Source organism: Pseudoalteromonas sp. DSM 26666, assembly GCF_900116475.1.
Classification (GTDB): domain Bacteria; phylum Pseudomonadota; class Gammaproteobacteria; order Enterobacterales; family Alteromonadaceae; genus Pseudoalteromonas; species Pseudoalteromonas tetraodonis.
Genome location: NZ_FPAR01000007.1, coordinates 149,168 through 169,282, shown reverse-complemented (window position 1 = coordinate 169,282; position 20,115 = coordinate 149,168). Strand labels below are relative to the sequence as shown.

At 40.3% G+C, this 20,115-nt stretch carries 17 protein-coding genes; 12 read left to right on the top strand and 5 right to left on the bottom strand.

The annotated features are described in order from the left end of the window. The 5 genes from ilvA to BM380_RS14140 all read left to right on the top strand — a co-directional run bounded on the left by ilvA (position 1) and on the right by BM380_RS14140 (position 5,319). Positions 1-1,554 (top strand): threonine ammonia-lyase, biosynthetic, encoded by a 1,554-nt coding sequence (gene ilvA, locus BM380_RS14160; RefSeq protein ID WP_013463863.1) that lies wholly within the window; start codon positions 1-3, stop codon positions 1,552-1,554. 144 nt (positions 1,555-1,698) lie between these two features. Further along, positions 1,699-2,682, top strand: coding sequence for an ABC transporter substrate-binding protein (locus BM380_RS14155; RefSeq protein ID WP_090494906.1), 984 nt, complete (start codon positions 1,699-1,701; stop codon positions 2,680-2,682). Positions 2,683-2,815: 133 nt separating this feature from the next. Further along, positions 2,816-4,000: a methyltransferase gene (locus BM380_RS14150; RefSeq protein WP_024602123.1), complete on the top strand. Its 1,185-nt coding sequence runs from the start codon at positions 2,816-2,818 to the stop codon at positions 3,998-4,000. A 10-nt stretch (positions 4,001-4,010) separates the two neighbouring features. Further along, positions 4,011-4,676 (top strand): carbonate dehydratase, encoded by a 666-nt coding sequence (can, locus tag BM380_RS14145; RefSeq protein ID WP_024602124.1) that lies wholly within the window; start codon positions 4,011-4,013, stop codon positions 4,674-4,676. A 1-nt stretch (position 4,677) separates the two neighbouring features. After that, positions 4,678-5,319, top strand: a complete 642-nt coding sequence (locus BM380_RS14140) for an NAD(P)H-binding protein (RefSeq protein WP_090494885.1) — start codon at positions 4,678-4,680, stop codon at positions 5,317-5,319. A gap of 51 nt (positions 5,320-5,370) precedes the next feature. Here the strand turns inward: BM380_RS14140 and BM380_RS14135 are convergent, their stop codons facing one another. After that, positions 5,371-5,634 (bottom strand): ubiquinone biosynthesis accessory factor UbiK, encoded by a 264-nt coding sequence (locus BM380_RS14135; protein WP_090494884.1) that lies wholly within the window; start codon positions 5,632-5,634, stop codon positions 5,371-5,373. Positions 5,635-5,747: 113 nt separating this feature from the next. Between BM380_RS14135 and rep the strand changes: the two genes are divergently transcribed. Beyond that, positions 5,748-7,766 carry a DNA helicase Rep gene (gene rep / locus BM380_RS14130; protein ID WP_090494883.1) on the top strand — a complete coding sequence of 673 codons (2,019 nt, stop codon included), beginning with the start codon at positions 5,748-5,750 and terminating at the stop codon, positions 7,764-7,766. A 13-nt stretch (positions 7,767-7,779) separates the two neighbouring features. On the opposite strand, the gene BM380_RS14125 is transcribed toward rep, so the two are convergent. The 3 genes from BM380_RS14125 to elbB all read right to left on the bottom strand — a co-directional run bounded on the left by BM380_RS14125 (position 7,780) and on the right by elbB (position 11,782). Continuing rightward, positions 7,780-10,344, bottom strand: a complete 2,565-nt coding sequence (locus BM380_RS14125) for a bifunctional diguanylate cyclase/phosphodiesterase (protein WP_090494881.1) — start codon at positions 10,342-10,344, stop codon at positions 7,780-7,782. A gap of 174 nt (positions 10,345-10,518) precedes the next feature. Then, positions 10,519-10,911 (bottom strand): c-type cytochrome, encoded by a 393-nt coding sequence (locus tag BM380_RS14120; protein ID WP_016899314.1) that lies wholly within the window; start codon positions 10,909-10,911, stop codon positions 10,519-10,521. Positions 10,912-11,134: 223 nt separating this feature from the next. Beyond that, positions 11,135-11,782 (bottom strand): isoprenoid biosynthesis glyoxalase ElbB, encoded by a 648-nt coding sequence (gene elbB / locus BM380_RS14115; RefSeq protein ID WP_028834474.1) that lies wholly within the window; start codon positions 11,780-11,782, stop codon positions 11,135-11,137. Positions 11,783-12,292: 510 nt separating this feature from the next. Here elbB and polA point away from each other — a divergent pair. The 3 genes from polA to BM380_RS14100 all read left to right on the top strand — a co-directional run bounded on the left by polA (position 12,293) and on the right by BM380_RS14100 (position 16,631). After that, positions 12,293-15,028: a DNA polymerase I gene (gene polA / locus BM380_RS14110; protein WP_090494879.1), complete on the top strand. Its 2,736-nt coding sequence runs from the start codon at positions 12,293-12,295 to the stop codon at positions 15,026-15,028. A 500-nt stretch (positions 15,029-15,528) separates the two neighbouring features. Further along, on the top strand, positions 15,529-16,116 hold the full coding sequence (locus BM380_RS14105) for a YceI family protein (protein ID WP_013463874.1): 588 nt from the start codon (positions 15,529-15,531) through the stop codon (positions 16,114-16,116). Further along, complete coding sequence (locus BM380_RS14100; protein WP_013463875.1) at positions 16,113-16,631, top strand: DUF1285 domain-containing protein; 519 nt, start codon at positions 16,113-16,115, stop codon at positions 16,629-16,631. Before BM380_RS14105 ends, BM380_RS14100 begins: the two co-directional genes overlap by 4 nt. Here BM380_RS14100 and yihA read toward each other — a convergent pair whose 3' ends face one another. Continuing rightward, positions 16,632-17,288, bottom strand: coding sequence for a ribosome biogenesis GTP-binding protein YihA/YsxC (gene yihA / locus BM380_RS14095; protein WP_090494878.1), 657 nt, complete (start codon positions 17,286-17,288; stop codon positions 16,632-16,634). It lies immediately after the preceding gene. Positions 17,289-17,569: 281 nt separating this feature from the next. Between yihA and BM380_RS14090 the strand changes: the two genes are divergently transcribed. The 3 genes from BM380_RS14090 to BM380_RS14080 all read left to right on the top strand — a co-directional run bounded on the left by BM380_RS14090 (position 17,570) and on the right by BM380_RS14080 (position 20,047). Continuing rightward, on the top strand, positions 17,570-18,202 hold the full coding sequence (locus tag BM380_RS14090; protein ID WP_013463877.1) for a c-type cytochrome: 633 nt from the start codon (positions 17,570-17,572) through the stop codon (positions 18,200-18,202). A gap of 732 nt (positions 18,203-18,934) precedes the next feature. After that, the gene (gene yihI / locus BM380_RS14085) at positions 18,935-19,519 is read left to right on the top strand and encodes a Der GTPase-activating protein YihI (protein ID WP_013463879.1); all 585 of its coding nucleotides are present in this window, start codon (positions 18,935-18,937) and stop codon (positions 19,517-19,519) included. Positions 19,520-19,531: 12 nt separating this feature from the next. Next, positions 19,532-20,047 carry a DUF2489 domain-containing protein gene (locus BM380_RS14080; protein ID WP_024602131.1) on the top strand — a complete coding sequence of 172 codons (516 nt, stop codon included), beginning with the start codon at positions 19,532-19,534 and terminating at the stop codon, positions 20,045-20,047. Positions 20,048-20,115: the final 68 nt, after the last annotated feature.

Here is a 20,115-nt window from a genome sequence, read left to right as displayed (position 1 = left end):
ATGGTTTCTCAAGAACTCGATTATTTTCGCGCTATTATCCAAGCCAATATGGAGCCTTTAGCTAAGGTGACTGAGGTGAGTGAAATGGCCGAATTGAGTGCACGATTAGGTAATCATGTTTGGTTAAAGCGTGAAGATCAGCAACCGGTGTACTCGTTTAAATTACGCGGTGCTTTTAATAAATTAAATAAGCTGCCAAAGGGCTCGGTCGTGATAACCGCATCGGCAGGCAATCATGCTCAAGGGGTGGCGCTGAGTGCTTCACACCTAGGGCATAAAGCCACCATTGTTATGCCCGTAACGACGCCTGAAATTAAGGTTAATGCGGTAAGGGCATTGGGCGGGGAAGTCGTGTTACATGGTCATCAATTTGATGCCGCAAAGGCGTATGCGCTTGAATTAACTGAGCAGCGAAACGGCGTATTTGTCCCTCCATTTGATGACCCCGATGTCATTGTTGGTCAAGGCACAGTTGCCCGTGAACTAATGCAACAGCTGAACGACTTAGACGTGGTATTTATTCCTGTTGGCGGCGGCGGATTGCTGGCGGGTATGGCGGTATACATTAAATCGCTGCGCCCAGATATCAAAGTGATTGGGGTCGAGGCTAATGAAAGCGCTTGTTTAAAAGCTGCCATGGAAGCGGGAGAGCCTGTAGAGCTAGAAAGAGTAGGAAGCTTTGCCGATGGTGTTGCCGTAAAAATAATTGGTAGCGAAACATTTAGACTGGCGCAAAAGTTTTGCGATGAAGTGGTGACCGTATCAGATGATGAAATATGTGCTGCCATGCAAGATATTTTTGTATCAACCCGTGCTATTGCCGAACCTTCAGGCGCACTTGCAACTGCAGGGCTTAAAAAATGGTCTCAGCAGTCGGGTTTAAAGGGGTTAAACTTAGCGGCTATTTTGTCTGGTGCTAATTTAAATTTTGATCGCTTACGCTATGTAGCTGAACGTACTGCATTGGGTGAGAAGAACGAAGCATTATTAGCGGTAACAATTGATGAAAAACGCGGTAGCTTTAAACAGTTTTGTGCATCTTTAGGTGGGCGCGCTATTACCGAATTTAACTATCGTTATGCGGGGCCTGGCGAGGCGCAAATTTTTGTTGGTATTGCACTGCGCCAAGGATTAGCAGAACTTGAGGAGCTTAAACAAAGCCTAACCGATAATGGCTATTCGTTTTGCGACTTGTCAGATAACGAATTAGCAAAACTTCATGTACGGTATATGGTTGGTGGTAAAGCGCCAGAGCAGCTACATGAACGCTTACTGCGGTTTGAGTTTCCAGAGTACCCAGGTGCATTAGCGCGCTTTTTAGATACACTGGGTAGTAATTGGAATATCACTTTATTTCACTACCGTAATCATGGCGGTTCAACGGGTAATGTATTGGCAGGTTTTGCTATTGAGCCAAGTCAATATGAGATGTTTAATGAGCACTTAAACCGCCTAGGTTACAGTGTTCAAGACGAAACCCATAACCCGTGTTTCACCCAGTTTTTAACCACACAACCTCAAGCAGAAAAGCTTGAAAAGCTCGCCTTAGCATAATCCTATTTTAAGCAGGCATCTTCTGTGGATGCTTGCTTTATCAGCTGCTTTACATATAGTTACGTTAATCACTACGTTTTTTGGAAACTCTCTTTGTTACTTAAAGGAATGATAATTAGCGCCTGCCTTTTTTGTAGCCAGTTAATGGCGCAGGAATCAGTCACACTACAATTAAAGTGGACACATCAATTTCAATTTGCGGGTTATTATATGGCTCAGCAAAAAGGGTATTATGATGAGGCCGGTTTAGACGTCACTATTGTGCCTGCAGATCAAAAACGACCCAATAGTTTTGGCGCGGTAGAGCGTGGTGAAGCCCAGTTTGGGGTTGCGCATTCTGGTATTTTACAGCAGCGTATTGCAGGTAAACCCTTTGTAGCCATGGCTGCCATATTACAGTTTTCTCCTTATTGCTGGATGGTCAAAGAAAGCTCTGATATTTTTCATGCCCGTGATTTTGTCAATAAACGTGTAAGTGAAGTGAGTAAAGAGAGCAATTCTGAGTTGTTAACTATGCTCAAGCGCAGCGGTATAAATACCGAAAAGTTGGCTATATACAAAGGCGATAAATTACAAAAAGCATGGATGGAAAATAAAATAGATGCCATCGAAGTCTATGTTACCGACTTACCTTATTATATGGATCAGCAAGGTATTGCTCATCGACTTATATGTCCACAACGTTATGGTATGGACGTATACGCAGATATTTTATTTACCAGTGATAACATGATTAAGTACCACCCCGATACGGTAGAAAAGTTTTACCAAGCGAGTTTAAAAGGGTGGCGCTATGCGGTAATGAATATGGATGAAGCCATCGCCATTACTCAGCAGTTTTATGCCCCTGAGCGTAGTTTTCATCAATTAGCTTATGAGGCCGAAGTGCTAAAAGACTATATTGCGCCACCAAGCACCAATGTGGGTAATATGTCGATGGCCAAATGGCGTTTAATTGCTGATTTATATGAGATTGACCAAACAAAGTTTGACGAAGTAAAATCCGATTTTATTTATAAATATAAAAAACAAGAAACGTTGCAGCTTTCTTGGATGCTGATTGCAGCCATTATTATTAGTATTATTTCTATTCCCCTTTATTTACGGTTAATGTTCAAAGCACGCTAATGGCTAATTTAACCAATAGAAAAGGCGGGAAAGTTAAGTAATCCCCTTGCTCTGCGAGGTTAAAAAAATAACCGCTTAATTAGGCGCGAGTGTACTGGTATAATTTATTGCCTTTTTAATATTTTAAGCTGTTATGACCTTAACTGAGCAATTTACTGCCCTCGATTCGTTACTGATGAATACGCGCTCGTATTGGCAATGTACTGCGTTTGATTTTGACTGTTTACCGTGGCCTGAATTACACGACCCCCTAACTGCTTTAACTGATCAGGACGTTGCTGAGTTAGATACTGATCAAGCGCAACTTTATCAGTTTTTTTCACCTTACATACCAGGTATTGAGCAATTAAGCCAATTAGCTTCACTCCCTGTCATAACAAGCAGTCGAACGGATTATCCGTTTTGGATTAGTAACGGTATTAAAGGACGAAAGTTTACACAGCTACAAGACTTTGTTGGTGCGCTACCTGCCAATGATCAGCCTATTTTAGAGTGGTGTGCAGGCAAAGGCCATTTAGGACGAATGTTAGCTTTTAATGGTGCGCCGAGCGTGCACAGTATTGAGCTACAATCTCACTTATGTGAGCAAGGACAAAAAAGTGCGCAGCAACAGGGGCTTGCTATGCAATTTAGCCAAGCTGATGTACTCACAGATAACACTCAGGATTTTTTTAACCCACAAACCCATGCCGTTGCTTTACATGCCTGCGGTGCGTTACATCAAACTTTTATGCATCAAGCCAGTGCGGCCAAAGTAACACAAATTAGTTTTTCACCTTGTTGCTATCACTTGTTTACCGAGAATAATTATCAAGCAATGAGCGAACAGGCGAAGCGAAGTGCGCTTAATTTAACTCATCGAGATTTAAAACTCGCCTTGCAAGAAACCGTCACGGCTCCATCGCGAGTGGGCAAAGTACGAAAAACAGAAGTTGAGTGGCGACTCGGGTTTGATGCTTTAAGAAAGTCACTCACCGGTGAGTCGGCGTATGTTAGTGTGCCCTCAGTGAATAAAGCAATATTTTCAGATTCGTTTGAATCATTTTGTAAGTGGGCGGCAGATAAAAAAGCCTTAAAACTGCCAAAAGATATTGATTACAATAAATTTTTATTGATTGGGCAGGCGCGAAAAAAGATAACCGAGCGAGTTGAACTGGTTCGACATGTGTTTAGAAGAGCAATAGAAGTTTGGCTTGTGCTCGATCGTGCTTTATATTTGCAACAGCAAGGCTATAACGTCAGTGTTAGTACATTTTGTGAGAAGCAATTAACACCCCGTAATATTTTAATTTTAGCCAGTTTAACGCCCTCGACCTAAAAGAGATGTAATGAGAAATTTAAATAACCTACTAGAAAATAATAAACGCTGGGCATCTAGAACGAGCGAAGCTAATCCCGAATTTTTTAAAATTTTATCGATGCAACAAAATCCAGAATATTTATGGATTGGTTGTTCTGACTCACGAGTTCCTGCTAATCAAATTGTTGATTTATTACCAGGTGAATTGTTTGTGCATCGTAATGTTGCCAACGTGGTAGTGCACACAGATCATAATTGCTTATCGGTTATGCAGTATGCGGTTGAAGTATTAAAAGTTAAACATATTATGGTTGTTGGCCACTACGGTTGTGGTGGTGTACAAGCGGTATTAAACGAAGATCGCTTTGGCTTTATTGATAACTGGCTACGCCATGTTGGTGATGTAAAAGAAAAGCATTTAGAGCAACTTAATGCTCTACCAGAAAAACAGCGTCTTGATCGTTTAATTGAGCTTAATGTGATTGAGCAAGTGCGTAACGTATCGCGCACTAGCATTGTTCAAGATGCTTGGTTACGAGGTCAAGAGCTCACAGTGCATGGCTGGGTATATGGATTAGAAAACGGTCACCTGCATGATTTAGAGTCGGTAGTTAGCTGCGCTGAAGAAGAATGCACTAGCTATAAAAAGGCAGTACACCATGTACTGAACAAGTCAGCGGGTAGTCACGCTTAATATGGCTAAAACGGCGTTAATAATCGGCAGTACCGGCTTAGTGGGCAGCCAGTTATTACAACAGCTGTTAGCATCTCCTTGCTATACGAAAGTAGTGAGCTTATCGCGCCGCCAATTAGACTTTTCTCATCCTAAATTAACTAGCCATGTTATTGATTTTGAGAACCTGACACATTACGTTGAGTTATTCAAAGGTGACGTGTTTTTTTCCTGCTTAGGCACCACGTTAAAGCAAGCTGGAAGCGCAGCAGGACAGCGTAAAGTTGATTTTGAATACCAATTTATTTGTGCGCAAATGGCGGCCAATAACGGTGTTCCTCATTATTGTTTGGTGTCATCAAGTGGCGCAAATGCGCATAGCATGAGCCGTTACCTAAAAATCAAAGGGGAACTTGAGCAGCAGGTAAAGCAGCTTGGTTTTTCGCGCTTGAGTATATTGCAACCGTCTTTGTTAGTCGGCGAGCGATCAGAGCTTAGAATTGCAGAAAAGTTAGGTGAGGTGGTACTGCCACTGTTAACGCGTTTTGGCATCTTCAAACGGTATAGACCAATAACCGGTGAGCAAGTAGCTAATAAATTGCTAAGGGTGAGCATAGAGCAGCAACAAGCAACGGGTTACTATGTGCTCGACGAGCTATTTTAATAACTGAGTGATTAGCGCCATAAAGCAGGTTCGTCTATGGCGTTATATTTATTATTCTGCGTCTATTTTTGCCGATAATTGCTGTTCAAGTATCGCTACTTTTGCTTCTAATTCAGTTAGCTTTTCACGGGTGCGGATCAGCACTTGGCTTTGAATATCAAACTCTTCGCGGCTTACAAAGTCCATTTCGGCAAGCTTATTTTGTAACACTTGCTTGGTTTTACCTTCAAGTGTATCAGCCAGGTTTTTTACACCTTGTGGCATGTTATTAGTGATCTGTTTCGCAATTTCTTCAAGTTTTGCTGGGTTAATCATAGTCGTCCCTTGCCTGTTGCCTAAAATGATAATAACTAATATTACCTTATTGGCTAGGCGTATTGTAGTGATTACGTTAAAATTGCCCGTCTTTTTGCAATCAGCTGGTCGTTATGAAACTCAATCCTAAACAAGATGAAGCGGTAAAGTACATTAGTGGTCCTTGCTTAGTATTAGCTGGCGCAGGCTCGGGTAAAACACGAGTTATCACCAACAAAATTGCTTACTTAGTACAGAAGTGTGAGTATCAAGCGCGTAATATTGCGGCGGTTACCTTTACCAATAAAGCGGCTAAAGAAATGCGCGAGCGGGTTTTGCAAACCTTAGGAAAGCAAGAGTCTAAAGGTTTATGGGTCTCTACATTTCATACACTCGGGCTTGAAATCATCAAAAAAGAGTTAAAAACACTGGGTTTTAAGCCTGGTTTTTCGCTGTTTGACGACCAAGATACGAATCAACTACTCGGTGATTTAACCGAAGATGAGCTTAAAAAAGACAAAGACTTACTTAATCTACTTAAAATGCAAATTGGTAGCTGGAAGAATGAACTCATTTTACCAGAGCAAGCTATTCGCGAAGCCAGAGAGCCACAAAAAGCCTTGTTCGCTCAATTGTACGTACGCTATCAAAACCAACTTCGCGCTTATAATGCACTCGACTTTGATGATTTAATTATGATCCCCACGCTGCTTTTAAGCAGTAACGCCACTTCACGTGAACGTTGGCAGCAGCGTTTTCGGTATTTACTGGTGGATGAATACCAAGATACTAATACCAGCCAATACCAATTAGTAAAATTGCTGGTTGGTGAACGTGCACGCTTTACTGTGGTAGGAGATGACGATCAGTCAATTTACTCTTGGCGTGGTGCTCGCCCACAAAACTTGGTGTTATTAAGTAAAGACTATCCAGGATTAAGATTAATAAAACTAGAGCAAAACTACCGTAGTGCAGGGCGTATTCTTAAAGCGGCGAATATATTAATTGCGAATAACCCCCATGAGTTTGAAAAAAAGCTCTTTAGTGAACTTGGCTATGGTGAGCAAATTAAAGTCATTGGTTGTCGCGATGAAGAGCATGAGTCTGAGCGTGTGGTTGCAGAAATTATTTCGCATAAGTTTATGAAGCGCACCAGCTATAAAGATTACGCGATTTTGTACCGGGGTAATCACCAAGCGCGTGGTTTTGAAAAGTCGTTAATGAGTAACCGTATACCTTATAAAATTAGCGGCGGGATGTCGTTTTTTTCACGTTCTGAAATTAAAGATATCATGGCTTACTTACGCCTTTTAGTGAACCAAGATGATGACAATGCCTTTTTAAGAATCGTGAACACGCCACGGCGTGAAATAGGCACGGTGACGCTTGAAAAACTAGGCACCTTAGCCAATGAAAAACATCAAAGCTTGTTTGCCACCTGTTTTGATAATGACTTAGGGTACAGGCTAAAAGGACGTGGTTTTAATGCGTTAGCTGGGTTTGCCCGTTGGGTGGTTGAGCTGTCGGATAACGCAGTACGCAGCGATACCTTAGAAGCGGTCAAAGATTTAGTGCGAAATATTAATTATGAAGCCTATTTATATGAATCATCACCGAGTGCCAAAGCCGCCGAAATGCGGATGAAAAATGTGTCCGAGCTGTACCGTTGGATCACCGATATGCTGACTGGCGATGCCGATAACCCGCCAATGACGTTAGCTGAAGTGGTTAGTAAATTGACCCTGCGCGATATGCTAGAGCGTAATGAGGAAGAAGATGAAGCAGATGCAGTACAATTACTTACGCTGCATGCTTCAAAGGGACTCGAGTACCCTTATGTATTTATGGTAGGCATGGAAGAGGGGCTATTACCACACCAAGTAAGCATTGATGAGGATAATGTAGACGAAGAGCGCCGCCTTGCCTATGTAGGTATTACCCGCGCGCAGCAAGAGCTAACCTTAACGTATGCTAAAATTCGTCGTCAATTTGGTGAAACATCGCAAACGGAGCTCAGCCGGTTTGTGCAAGAGCTACCACAAGATGACTTAGCCTTTGAAAACAAAAAAGCGCCTAATACTCAAGCTGAACGCATGGAAAAAGGCCAAGCTCGGGTTGCAAATTTAAGGGCAATGCTAAAAAAACCACAATAGCATGTGTTTAGCGTTATTTTGATTCTGAGCTTATAAGTGTTGAACGTATCGCGCTTTTAAGTGGGTGCTGTTTGGCAACAAACAAGTTCAAGCCATGCTTATCTAAAAGGGCTCTGAAGTTTAATATTGACGGGCCTTTAGCAATCACTTTAATGTGTTTAAGTTTAGTGATAGCCAGCAAACCTTGTAGCTGCAAGTCATAGCATTCCTGCTGCAATATTCGTTTACTGAAAGTGGAGCTTAATAGTAAGTAATCAAATTCTATCTCGGTCACTAAATTAAGCTCGCATTTATCCTTTGCGAAATTATTTAGACCAATAGAGTAGCCCAGCGCTTTAAGCTGTTTTAAGTTTTCTAGTTGCAGCGCACTGGCGTAACGTAATTCTTGATCATCAAACAACAAACAAAGTGGATCAATGTTTAATGGCTGCTTTAGTGCAGCAGTTAATAAAGAGAACTCATGCTTTTCTAAAAGCAGACTTGAGCAAGGCAGAAGAGCAACGCTTATTTCAGCGTCTTTCGCTTGTTGATACGCTTGTAAAATCAGTTGGAGTTCTACTTTTATATGCTGTTCTTTATCACTTGCAAATTTCTTTAAAATATCAAAACTAGTAAAGCCAAGTACAGGGTGTTCACCAAACGCTTCAAATAATGAGGCATATTGATAATGCTCATCCATAGAAATAATATCTGAGCTACGAAACGTCATAGGTAATACATCAAGATGGTGCAATGTTTGTGACTCATGTTGCAGCATTGGCTCTGTGAGTAACGGGTGAAATAATTCGAAGCGATTTTTACCAGAGTTTTTAGCGTAATACATTGCGGCATCAGCATCTCTAATAATTTCATCTGTATGTTTATAGCTTTGTTTTGAATAAGTGATACCAATACTCGCGCCGCTTTGCACACAAATACCTTTTGTACAGAAAGGTTTTCGCATGATGTTGATGATTCGATTTGCAACATCTTCAGCTTGGTTTGGCTCGGTTAAATGAGTGAGTAAAATTACAAATTCATCTCCCCCTAAGCGTGCTAATAAATCATGCTCACGGATACATTGAGAGAACAACTGACCCACGCTAATTAAAAATTCGTCTCCGGCATGGTGCCCAAGCTGGTCGTTTATATCTTTAAATTTATCAAGATCAATAAACAATACCGCAAAGTGCTCATCAGGGTGACGTTGGTAAAACTGTAGCGTTTTTTCTAGCTGCGTTAAAAATAAATTACGATTAGGCAAGCTTGTTAATGAGTCATGGTGCGCATCGTGATACAGCTGCTGTTCTATTTTTTTACGCTCATCAATTTGCATCTGTAAATGCAAATTTGCTTGGCTTAATTCTTTGGTTTTTTCGTTTACTCGAGAAGCGAGCTCTTGGTGACTTTTTTTCAGCGCCTGTGAGGCTAATTTTGTTTGTAATACCGTGGCAATTTGATGCGATACAAAGGTAATGAGTTCTGCATCATCTTGTGTGAAAAGATGTTCATTATTATAAGCTTGGCAAACAATTAAACCAATAACCCCTTGCGATGTTTTTAGCGGAGCGCCAAGCCAGCTGGTGGCTCTTCTAGATTCATCAATTGGTTTTTCACGCTCTACAATGCCACTATCTAATAACTCTTGTGCTCTTTGCGGGTGAATTATTTGTGTTTCTTCGGTGCTGATCACCAGCTCACTGTACCCTTTTGCAAAGCGCCTTGGTTGGGTGCTGCCTTGAAATTCGTCAACACTGTAAGGAAAACTAATCCAGCCCGTTTCTTTATCATACAAGGCAATATAAAGATTTTTTGCGTAAGTGATGGTTTTTATTATTTCGTGTATTTGAAAATAAGCATCATCTAGGTTTTTAGCTTGAGTTGTCAGCTCTGAAATTTTAAATAATATTTGCTGGCGTTGCAGGGCGCTTTTTCGCTGTTGTATTTCAACATTTAAAGCATCATTGCTTTGCGTTAATGCACGGGTTCTTAGTTTTACTTCTGATTCGAGCAACTCTCGTTTCTTAACGCGTTCAATAGCTGTCGCTAAATAAAGTGACATTGCTTCAAGTAGGTTTATTTGTTGCGAACTATAACCCTGCTCAGTGTCGTAACTTTGCGCTGCTAATACGCCAATAATATTTTTTTCTTGATAAACTGGAACGCCTACCCAGTGTTCTGCAGGTGTACCTAATGCTTTAAATAAGCCTTGCTGTGCAGCATCATGCATTTGTTGCTTAGTGAAATAAGTGGTCTTTCCTTGCTTAAACACATAACCCGTTGCGCCTTCTTCAAAATTATTCTCCCGATTAAGTGGTACAGAAATTCCATCTTTTTCATCAGAAAAATAAGACAGTTCCAACTGTTGTGATTGCGGCTCAACAAGCACCACATAAAAGCTTTTACTCGGGACATACTTTTGTAAAATGTCATGAATAGCTGGGTAAAGTAAGGTTAATTCGGCAACAGTACTTGCTTGCTCTGATAACTGTATCAGGGCATTGTGGAGGTGGTAGGCATGTTTGTACTTTTTCAATAGTGCTTTTAGTCGTTTATTTTGGCGCACTACGCTACTCGGTACAATGAGTTTATCTTCCAATGATGTTTAACCAGTTATAATTTTTTGTATAGTTATTAATCATTATAGTTCCACTTTTAACATTTTGCGTCAAGTAGATATTTATCTTAATTATGCTGCGAAAAGTCGATAATTAGAAACAAAAAAGGCTTACTGTGAGTAAGCCTTTCATTTATAGTTTTAGCCTGACTGATTTTATTTAGCAGTCATAAAGTCGATTGCTGCGCTTATTTCATCATCAGAACAATCCATACATGTACCACGTGGCGGCATTGCATTGAAGCCATTGATTGCATGATCTAATAAGGTATCTTTTCCTTTAGCAATACGAGGAGCCCAATCGTCAGCTGATTTAGGAGCGCCTAAAGCACCTGTACCATGACAAGCAAAACAGGCCGCTTGATATACTTGCTCGCCTGAACGAGGCCCTGTTGGTGCAGCAACCGCTACTTTTTCACCTTCAAGGTAAACAGCACCAATAGGCGCTAAACGTTTTTTAATTGCATCTTCAGTCATAGAGTTATCATATGGCTGTGCGTATGCGGTGGTTGCTAGCACAAGTAATGCTGCAGCTGATAGTTTTTTCATTTTGCCTTGCCCACTTCAATTTGAACGTGATCAATCACGATTTTAAATGACGGAATTTAAACCAATTATAACTCCACTAAGTCATTTATAAAATGCTCAGAGTCGATTTTATTTAGAAATACGACTAATGATTGTCTTAACTCAATAAAATTACATGGTTTAGCGCATAGTTAAATTATAAAACGGGATCATCACGCCTTTAATGCGATCAAAGCCCTTACGACTAACTCATAGCTAATACGTTACGCACTAACTTATCGATTCCTGCATCTGCATCCATAATAGACTGTGCCAACATATAGGCCGGTGTCGTAACGAGTTTATTGCTTTTATCAATAACAATATCATCCACTTTACACTCTACGTGTTCAGCGCCTAATGTGCTAAGAGCCTCGGCTGTGTCGCTATCATTACCAATAGTAAGCTGAGGTTTATGATAAATAAAAGGCAATAGAGCCGGTGCAATACACATGTAACCCGTGGCTTTTTTTGCATCCGCAAACGCTTTACAAGCGCTAAGTACTGCCTCGTTTACTTTAGCGTTAGTGCCATTAATAGCAAAGTCAGATAGATTTTTAGCTACCCCGAAGCCCCCAGGGACAATGAGTGCATCAAATTGTGTAACGTCTAATTCAGCGAGTGACTTTATATTGCCACGGGTGATGCGAGCTGATTCAACTAATACATTTCGCGGCTGTGCTATTTCTTCACCAGTGATGTGATTAATGGTGTGGTACTGCTCTATATCAGGTGCAAAGCACTGATACTGAGCATTATTTTTTTCAATGTGTAATAAAGTCAGTACCACCTCATTAATTTCACTACCATCAAACACACCACAACCTGCTAAAATTACAGCTATATTTTTCATATCATTTCGCTCCATTAAAGTCTCTTAAATAAAGTTTAACACGATGAATCAGCCGATTTAAAAATTTATTTGCTCGTTTTTTAGGCGCAAAGCACGTTGTTATGCGCTATATGCCATTTAGTGATTAGTAGCCATGAAAAAAATTATAAAGGATCGCTATGATCTTTGATCCATTATGCTAGAATGCTCATCCAGTTATTTAAATGGACGTAAATAATTAAGGTGGGTTATAAAACCAGTGACGGTATAAATGCTTTTTCCACATTAATAAAAAAATAATAAAAAAGAACCTCGAATTATCTTTTTTTAAATAAAACAATAAATTACAAATTAATCTAGGCATTTCAAGATGCTTCGGATGAATTGCCTGTGGATGTTATCTACATAGTTATCCACAGCTTACTAAAAATGTAGCGCGATTACTCACATTAATTCACAGTCGTTTTATTTACTGCCTTATGGCATGCTTACACTCATATTACTTTTTTGTATTTAGGATCCAATTTTACCATGGCTCAGATCCCCGAAAACCCGCTTATTTTAGTTGATGGCTCTTCATATTTGTTTCGTGCTTATCATTCACCACCACATCTAACCAACTCTAAGGGTGAGGCCACCGGTGCCATTTATGGCGTGGTAAACATGCTTAAAAGTTTGATCAAACAATATGATCCCTCACATATGGTGGTGGTATTTGACGCCAAAGGTAAAACCTTCAGAAATGATATGTACAGTGAGTATAAAGCGAACCGTCCGTCAATGCCTGATGATCTGCGTACTCAAATAGCGCCGCTGCACAGTATTATCAAAGCAATGGGTTTTCCGTTAATTAGTATTGAGGGCGTGGAAGCCGATGACGTAATCGGTACTTTTGCACGGATTGCCTCTGAGCAACAACGTCATGTGCTGGTATCGACTGGTGATAAAGATATGGCGCAGTTGGTCAATGAGCATGTAACCTTGATTAATACCATGACCGACAGTATTTCAGATCCCGAAACTGTGGTTGAAAAGTTTGGTGTTGGACCTGAACTTATTATCGATTATTTAGCTTTAATGGGCGACAAAGTAGATAACATTCCTGGCGTTGAGGGCTGTGGACCTAAAACAGCGGTTAAATGGTTACAAAAGTACGGATCGCTTCAGGGCGTAATTGATAATGCTTCTGATATAAAAGGTAAAATAGGCGAGAAACTGGCAAAAGCGATTGATCATTTACCGTTAAGCTATGAGCTTGCCACTATTAAATGTGATGTTGAGGTTGAATCTGATCTTGATACTTTTAAATTACAAACACCGAATAAAGACGAATTAATTGCCTTATACGGTGAATGTGAGTTTCGTCGTTGGCTAGCTGAATTGCTAGACAACCCAAAAGATGCCGACACACATTTAGCAGTACCAACGCAAGAGAATGAGCTGCCAAAAGTTGAAGATGCGCACTATGAAACTATTTTAACTGAGGCCCAATTTGAGACATTAATAGAACAGCTTAATGAAGCTGAGCTATTTGCTTTTGATACAGAAACAACCAGTTTAGAGTATATGAAAGCGCAATTGGTCGGTATGAGCTTTGCGGTTAAAGCAGGGGAAGCGGCTTATTTACCAATAGCACACGATTACCCCGGTGCGCCCGATCAGTTAAGCCTTGAATTTGTGATGCAAAAGTTGGGGCCAATATTAGCAGACGAAAATAAAGCTAAAGTAGGTCAAAATCTAAAATACGATAAAAGCGTGCTTGCCAATGCAGGCTACGAATTAAATGGTATTAAGTTCGACACTATGCTGGAGTCTTATGTATTTAATAGCGTAGGCACCCGTCATGATATGGACTCGTTGGCGCTTAAATACTTAGGCCACAAAAATATTAGCTTTGAAGATATTGCTGGTAAAGGTAAAAAGCAGCTTACATTTAATCAAATAGAACTTGAAAAAGCAGCGCCTTATGCCGCTGAAGATGCCGATATTACTTTGCGTTTGCACCAAGTGTTATGGCCGAAACTTGAAGCGGATGAAAAACTAAAATCGGTGTTTGAAGATATAGAAATGCCACTAGTAAGTGTTATTTCTGATATTGAGCGCACCGGTGTTGCTATCGACAGCAACATGTTGGCCACGCATAGCCAACGTTTAGGTGAGCGATTACTTGAGCTTGAAAAAGAAGCGTTTGAAATCGCGGGCGAACCGTTTAACTTAAGCTCACCAAAGCAACTACAGGTGCTGTTATTTGAAAAGCTCGAATTGCCCGTTATCAAAAAAACACCTAAAGGCGCGCCCTCTACAGCAGAAGAAGTACTACAAGAGTTAGCGCATGATTACCCATTGCCTAAAGTGATTATTGAGCATCGTGGTTTATCTAAGCTCAAATCAACCTACACCGACAAGTTACCCTTGATAGTCAATGAACGCACGCAGCGAGTGCATACTTCTTATCACCAAGCGGTAACAGCAACAGGTCGATTAAGCTCAAGCGATCCTAATTTACAAAATATTCCTATTCGTTCAGAGGAAGGGCGTCGTATTCGTGAAGCGTTTATTGCCGCAGATGGGTATAAAATTGTGGCTGCCGATTACAGCCAAATAGAACTGCGTATTATGGCGCATCTCTCGCAAGATAAGGGATTACTAAGCGCATTTGCTAATGGCTTAGATGTTCACAGTGCCACGGCTGCTGAAGTATTTGGGGTTGAGCTTGAAGAGGTAACATCAGATATGCGCCGTAAAGCTAAAGCGGTAAACTTTGGCTTAATTTATGGCATGTCAGCATTTGGCTTAGCACGTCAACTTGATGTACCACGCCATGAAGCGCAGCATTATATTGATAAATATTTTGAGCGTTTTCCAGGTGTTTTAGAATACATGGAAACAACGCGTGAGAAAGCGGCCGAAAATGGCTATGTAGAAACAATTTTTGGCCGTCGCTTACATTTACCAGAAATAAATGCGCGCAATGGCGCTCGTCGCAAAGGCGCTGAGCGCGCAGCAATTAATGCGCCGATGCAAGGCACTGCGGCTGATATTATTAAAAAAGCGATGTTAAGCGTGCATGCTTGGGTTAATCAGCAAGCACCTAATACAGTTAAGCTGCTTATGCAGGTACACGATGAATTGGTATTTGAGATTAAAACTGAATGTACTGAGCAATATACCAAACAGATTTGTGAGCTGATGTCACAAGCGGCGCAGTTAGATGTACCACTTATTGTTGAAGCTGACGAAGGTGATAACTGGGAACAAGCACACTAATTTAGCGCTACTGTACTGGTTTTAATATAGGCCAAATACAGAGTCCAAAAAGAGAATCATAAAGCGCCGCTAGGCGCTTTTTCTTTATCTTGCAGGTTAAAAAAAAGTTAAATTAAACAGCAGTTTGTATTAAATCGTTAGAGGTTCGTCAATTCGCTACGATTATCAATAATATGCTTGTATTTTTACACTTGCTTTTGGTAAAGTGCCGCCCGTCCTCATCCTGTAGGACATCCTGTTGATGATGCATCGTAAGATGCAACGTATTAATAGCTTCTCCCCAGTTTGCTATATCGGCCTATCATATATTTGATGGGCCGTTTTTTTATTGCCTTGCATCCAAGCGTTAAATTTATTCTCTAATTGCACTTAGCGTTTCAAGTGATACCATCAGTCTACTTAGCATTTTCGATTTACCACACAGTAACTAATGATTTTCAGCTGGGCTGATCAAAGTATTATTTTTACCGGTATAAGTCTTTTTATTTTAGGAGTGCATTATGTTTAAAACGTTAGCTATCGCAGGTTTATCTTTATCATGTTTACTAGTTTCAGGTGCTGCATCGGCAAACTGGCAACTATTGAACGATAAAAGCCAATTAAGTTTTGTATCAATTAAAAAAAATAGTATTGCTGAAGCAAGTCACTTTACTCAGTTAGCTGGGCAGCTGAGCGATCAGGGTCAATTTAGCGTAAACGTTGATTTAACCTCAGCCGAAACCTTTATCCCAATCCGTAACGAACGTTTAAGTAAGATATTGTTTGAGTCTGACACGTTTGCAAACGCAGTATTAACCGCTGACTTATCTGATAAGTTGTCACTTATTAAGCAACCAGGGCAGTACGTATTAAAAGGTATTAGCGCTGAGCTAGACTTTCATGGTCATAAAAAGCCACTTGCTGTTGATGTACTCGTAAGCAGTGCGGCCAATGGAGATTTAAGTGTGGCATCATTCACCCCTATCATTATCAACAGTGATGACTTTAAGATCACTGAAGGGGTAATGCAGTTACAAAAATTAGCCGGATTACCTTCAATTGCTACTGCCGTGCCAGTTACTTTTGCACTGACATTTAAAAAACAGTGATTTCACTTAACGAGCTTAGCAAGCAACTCAGCGAGCCAAGCAAACCTTTTGAACAATGGCAGCCCGCTCACTGCGGGCAGTTACCATTATTGATTGATGAGCAAGGTAAATGGTTTTACGCAGGTAGTGAAATTACCCGTCAATCAATGGTGAAACTTTTTGCCAGTGTATTATGCAACGAAGATGGGCAGTTTTACTTAAAAACACCCGTAGAAAAAATCGCGATTGAGGTGAAGGATGCGCCTTTTATTATTGTAAATTGGCATAGTGAAAAGACATCAGAGGGAAGTGTTATTTGTTGTATTGATAACTTAAACCGTACATGGTTATTAAGTCGTTCTGAGTCACTTTATATCAATGACTACAAAGGCGCGGCTGTGCCTTATATGCAGTTACCCTACGGCTGCTTTGCGCGAGTTGCGCGAAATGTGTTTTATCAGTGGGCTGAAATAGCCGAAACAGATGAGCTCGGCTATTTTATTACCTCCGCACAGCAGAAATTTTACTTACAGTAATTATTCGCTATCTGGCGCTACTAAATCAGCAGGTGGAACGGCCATGATTGGGCCTAAATACCACTCATCTAGCTTTTTAGCGACTTCTGGTAAGCCGGTGCCTTTAAGTGATGAAAATGCATGAACCGTAATATCGCCATCTAATTCACTTAACTCACGACGTACGCTAAGAACTTGTGATTTACGCGGACCTTGCTTTAGCTTATCGGCTTTAGTTAATAGTGCCAATACCGGAATTTCACTGCCTACAGCCCAATTAATTAAGTCGCGGTCTAAATCTTTTAATGGATGACGAATATCCATTAATACCACAATACCTTTTAAACTTTGACGTTTTTGCAGGTATTCGCCTAGCGATTTTTGCCATTTCTTTTTCATTTCAATCGGCACTTTTGCAAACCCATAGCCAGGTAGGTCAATTAGGCGCATATTATCTACATCGGCAAGTTCAAAGGTGTTGATCAGCTGAGTACGGCCGGGTGTTTTACTGGTTCGTGCTAACTTTTGATCGGTTAGGGCATTTAGCGCACTTGATTTACCTGCATTAGAGCGACCGGCAAACGCGACTTCAATTCCCGTATCAGCAGGTAATTTAGTGATGTCTGGCGCGCTTGTAACAAAAGACGCAGTGTTATACTTGATACGAGATTTGAGCACAGGCTCTCCTAAAACTTAAAAAAATAACATTGGGTAAACCAAATTCACCCGTGGCGCGTATTTTATACTATAAAGTAGCTATTAAAAAGTGTATTTGAGCATGTAAGATCATTGCTGACAGTACATTTTAACTGGCTTAGCGTTTAATTTTACTCAAAACCCTATAATTTATAGGTTTAATGTGTGTAGAAAACGTGCCAGAGAATTTAATATCGTGTAGAATATAAAAATCACAACATCCATATTGTAGATGATACAGGGTCGGAAACAGAGAATTCACCATGAAAAAAATAGCACTATCTTTAACTATATTGCTTGGTGCGTTGTCAGCAAGCAACGCAACAGCATTTGATGGCGATGTAAACGCAGGTAAAGAAAAATCAGCAACGTGTGCGGCTTGTCACGGCCCAGACGGTAATGCGCCGGTTAACATCTACCCAAAAATTGCAGGCCAACACGCAGATTACATATACAAGCAACTTACTGAATTTAAATTAGGTATGACTTCGGGCGGTAAAGAAGGTCGTATGAATCCAGTAATGAGCGGTATGGCAATGCCATTAAGTGATCAAGATATGAAAGACTTGGCTGCTTACTTTGCTTCTTTGAACATGTCTGAAGGTGCTACACCGAAAGATGTTCAAGAAACAGGCGCAATGTTATATAAAGCAGGTGATGCTGAGCGCGGTATCCCATCATGTGCGGCTTGTCATGGTCCACGTGGTAATGGCTCTTCACTTGCTAAATTCCCAAAGATTTCTTTCCAACATCCAGAATACATCAAGTCACAACTTGAACAGTTCAGAGATGGTGTTCGTAATAACGACCTAAATGGTGTTATGCAGGACATTGCAAAGAAACTAACAGATAAAGACATTGAAACACTCTCTAAATACCTTGGTGGTCTACACTAAAGTCGTATTTATTTAGATGTTGTTAACATAATATAATGTTAATTAGTGAAAAAGGCAGCTTTAGCTGCTTTTTTTGTGCCTGCCGTGACCGATAAAGCTCCTTCTCTTGTAAGACATTGACCATACTTTGGTGTAAGAAAAATCTCATTTTATTTTTATTTTTTAATGTAACTTATTGTAATTTATATTTTTTAGTGTTTTTTGTTATATGTAGTACAAGAAAAAAGATATAAATTAGTTGTAACAAAATTATTAACGAGTAAATTAACCCCTGTCGCAAAAACAATAACAAATAGGAAAACGTTATAAGGATAGTAGCGCGGCACGACTGAATAGCACATAGAGTGTGCTACCAAAGGAAATATCAAAAAAGTGTTAGGAAGACCGAAAATAATAAAATACTCATGGAAGTTTAATAATAAAAATAAAATGGAATGCTACACGGAAGATAAATAATAAAAATACGGATAGAAAATAATAATAAAAACAATAAAGACTAAAAAGTCGAAGGGAGAAGTGCCCATATAATGGCGCTCAGATTAGTAGGCGGTAGAGATGTTTTCTCTACCGCCTTTTTATTTGTCCTGTTACAATACCCCCCGTTTAAAAAAAGCACCTTAACTGTGCTTTGGCGCGCAAAACGCCCAAACTGAATTCTCCTGGCTAGGCCAGCACCGCGATGCCCATTGAGTTGCGCCTCGCTCAAAACCTCTTAAGTGAGACGATCAAGATATGAGTAGAAAGAAAAAGTCACGTAAAATTCCATCAAATGGTCCCGTTCGTTTAAGTCAAGATAAGCTTAAAGAAATGCGCGCATTGAAAGAGCAACGTGTTAAAAAAACTAAGGGCGCTAAGCCTGGTTCACGTAATGCACCGGATGCATTGAGTAATGACACTCAAAAAGCAGGTTCGGCTGCTAAAGATAAACGCGTTGGTAGTAAAAAAGCAGTGCCATTGGTTGCACCTGCTGCTGAACCAAAAATCGAAATGAAACGTAACCTTAAACCTGTAGCAGAGCTTAAAAAGGCTGTTGAACCAGAATTAACGCCTGAACAAGAGTTAGAAGCCCTTGAAAATGATGAGCGCTTACTTAAATTAGTTGAGCGTCATGAGCAAGGTGAAATGCTAACGGGTAAAGATGCAAAATACTTCAATAGCCGTATAGCGCGTCACCAAGTGCTTTGTAAATTATTAGGCATTGAAGATGAAGAAGAGTTTGAAGATGACTTCAGCGATGAAGACAGTAATTCAGACTTTGATCAATACCTATCAAACGATCTAGCGAATGAATGGCTAGATGACGACGAAGATAAGTAATAAGGACACGCAATGAGTACAGCAGTGATCTTAGCCTTAGTTGTAGGTGCTGCTATTATAGCGGGCTTGGCATTTTATGCGGGTCAGTTACTCTACAAGCTAAATGTGCAAAAAAAGCTAATTAGCAAAAAACAGGCAGAGCAACAGCAAAAGCTAAAACAGTCGCGTTTAAAGCGTAATGCGAAGTTAGCCGATAGTATTCATTTAATTGCACGTGCTATGAATGAAAAGCAATGTGATTATTCTGAGGGGTGCTTACGTATTTGGGTGCTTATGTCGCAATATAGTTTTGATACTGAGCGCGACCTAACGAGTGCATACCCGGGTATTTATAAAATGTACGACGTGGTAAAAGAAATGCCAACCCATGATTCGCGCAAAAAGTACGCTAAAAAAGAAATTTTTAAGCAAGACACGGCGCGCTGGCGCGCAGAAGAATCACTGAGTGATGAAATAGAAGCTGACTGTAAAAAAATTATTGTTGAGTTTAAAGCAGCCCAAGGCAGCGAAAACGTGGTTTTTAACTAGCGCTTAGATTTTACGGCATATATAAAAAAAGCAGACCTTGGTCTGCTTTTTTTATGCGTGCTAGTTTT